Genomic DNA, 1,801 nt, shown 5'->3' with positions numbered 1-1,801 from the left:
GTCGCTCGGCCTGGCCCGCGAGGGCGTGCTCCGCCGCGCGGTCGGCCTGACGCTGGAGGCATCGGGCTGCTCGGCGCCGCTGGGCTCGCGCTGCCGGGTCGAGACGGCCGGTGGCCACTGGGTCGATGCCGAGGTGGTCGGCTTCTCCGGCGACCGCACCTTCCTGATGCCCACCGCCGACCTGGCCGGCCTGCTGCCCAACGCGCGCGTGGTGACCACCCGTCGCGAGGGTGAAGTGGCGGTCGGCGAAGGCCTGCTGGGCCGCGTGATCGACAGCGACGGCGTCCCGCTGGATGGCCGCGGGCCGATCCGGCCGGAAAGCTGGGTCGGGCTGGGCGGCGTGGCGATCAACCCGCTGACCCGCGAACCGATCACCCGTTCGCTCGATGTCGGCGTGCGCGCGATCAACGCCTTGCTGCCGATCGGCCGCGGCCAGCGCATCGGGCTGTTCGCCGGTTCCGGCGTCGGCAAGTCGACGCTGCTGGGCATGATGACCCGCTACACCGCCGCCGACGTCATCGTGGTCGGCCTGATCGGCGAACGCGGCCGCGAGGTGCGTGACTTCGTCGAAAGCACGCTGGGCGAGGAAGGCCTGCGCCGCTCGGTCGTCGTCGCCACCCCCGCCGACCGCCCGCCGCTGGCCCGCCTGCACGGCGCGTTGCGCGCGACCGCGATCGCCGAGTGGTACCGCGACCAGGGCCTGCATGTGCTCTTGCTGATGGACTCGCTGACCCGCTTCGCGCATGCACAACGCGAGATCGGCCTGTCGGTCGGCGAGCCACCCACCACCCGCGGCTACCCGCCAAGCGTGTTCGCCAAGCTGCCGCAGCTGGTGGAGCGTGCCGGCAACGGCGCCGACGGCCGCGGCTCGATCACCGCCTTCTACACCGTGCTGACCGAAGGCGACGACCAGCAGGAGCCCATCGCCGACGCGGCCCGCGCGATCCTCGACGGCCACATCGTGCTGACCCGCCGCATCGCCGACGCCGGCCAGTACCCGGCCATCGACGTCGAGGTCTCGGTCAGCCGCGTGATGCAGGAGATCACCGACGCTCCGTGGCGCGAGCGAATCCGCAAACTCAAGCGGCTGATGGCCGCCTACAACGCCCAGCGCGATCTGATCGCCATCGGCGCCTACCAGCGCGGTAGCGACCCGGTGGTCGACGAGGCACTGGCGCGCTGGCCGAAGATCCTCGAGTTCCTGGGCCAGGACGTCACCGAGGCCTCCGACGTGGAGGCCAGCCGCGCCGCGCTGGCTCGGCTGCTCGACGACACCCGCGAGCCGGCGCCGGGTACATCCGCCACCCACGCCACCACCCACGCCCAGGAGCCTGCACGATGACGCGATCGCAACGGCTCGACCCGCTGCTGCGGGTCAAGCAGCAACGCCAGGACGATGTCGCCCGTGAGGTCGCCGAGCGCGACCGCACCCTGGCCGAGCAGGAGCAGCGGCTGGATGCGCTGCGTCGCTACGCCGCCGAGTATTCCGCCCCCGCCGCCACCATCACCAACCCGGCGCTGCTGGCCAACCGCCTCGCCTTCCGCGAGCGGCTGGACGCGGCGGTCGCGCAGCAGAGCCGCGTGGTCGACGACACCCGCCAGCACTGCGACGTCGAGCGTGCACGCCTGATGCTGGCCAGCCGGGAGACCCACGTGCTGGAAAAGCTGTCGGCCAGTTACCGCGCCGAGGAGTCCCGCGTGGCCGAGCAGCGCGTGCAGCGTGAGCTGGACGACCTGGGCGCGCGCCGCGTGCGAAACGGGGCGGGCGGTGGCGACGGCGAGGTGCCGGCGTGATCGCGTC

The 1,801-nt window shown here is 73.0% G+C and carries 2 protein-coding genes; both read left to right on the top strand.

Annotated features, from left to right (window positions below; all coding sequences use genetic code 11):
- A partial coding sequence (gene fliI / locus ACKVMH_RS13385; protein WP_412700650.1) for a flagellar protein export ATPase FliI occupies positions 1-1,342 on the top strand: 1,342 nt, incomplete at its 5' end.
- A complete protein-coding gene (fliJ, locus tag ACKVMH_RS13380; protein WP_215219645.1) occupies positions 1,339-1,794 on the top strand; it encodes a flagellar export protein FliJ in 456 nt (151 codons plus the stop codon). The genes fliI and fliJ, both read left to right, overlap by 4 nt.
- The last annotated feature ends 7 nt before the right edge of the window (positions 1,795-1,801 follow it).

It is taken from the genome of Lysobacter zhanggongensis, assembly GCF_046638635.1.
Classification (GTDB): domain Bacteria; phylum Pseudomonadota; class Gammaproteobacteria; order Xanthomonadales; family Xanthomonadaceae; genus Novilysobacter; species Novilysobacter luteus.
This window is presented reverse-complemented; position numbering and strand designations above follow the sequence as displayed.